General features: G+C 67.6%; 1 protein-coding gene. It reads left to right on the top strand.

Annotated elements, in window-relative coordinates; all coding sequences use genetic code 11:
• Positions 1-469 (top strand): TolC family protein (locus HOV91_RS41345; protein WP_174190208.1); only part of this gene is annotated, 469 nt, incomplete at both ends.

The raw sequence follows: 469 nt of genomic DNA, 5'->3' as shown, positions 1-469 counted from the left end.
GTGAAGTTGCGCAGGCCACCTCGGCAGACGGCGTTGCGCAGCGCTTCACGGCGGCAACCGTGCCGGCAGACTGGTGGCACGCTCTCGGTAGTCCCGCGCTTGATCTGGCCATGGAAGCCGCCATTACGGCCAACCCCGGCCTGCAGCAGGCGCAAGCCAACCTGCGTGCCGCGCAAGACCTGTTGCGAGCCGGCGCGGGCGTGTTCTACCCGCAGGTGGCTGGATCGGCCGATGTGTCACGTCAGGCAGCGGTGCCCGCCCGGCTCGGGCAGACCGGGGTGCCAAGCCTTTTTACGCTGTGGACACTCGGCGCATCCATCAGCTATGCGGTCGATCTCTTTGGCGGCAATCGGCGTGCCGTGGAAGCCCTGGCTGCGCAAGCGGAGGGACAAAGGTATGCGGTGGCCGCCGCCTACCTCGCCTCGACCGGCAATCTGGTGAACGCGGTGATCGCGCATGCTGCCTATCG

This window comes from Nocardia barduliensis (assembly GCF_013315795.1).
In the GTDB taxonomy this organism is placed as follows: domain Bacteria; phylum Actinomycetota; class Actinomycetes; order Mycobacteriales; family Mycobacteriaceae; genus Nocardia; species Nocardia barduliensis.
The sequence above is the reverse complement of the archived record's forward strand: the minus strand, read 5'-3'. Positions and strand labels throughout refer to the sequence as shown.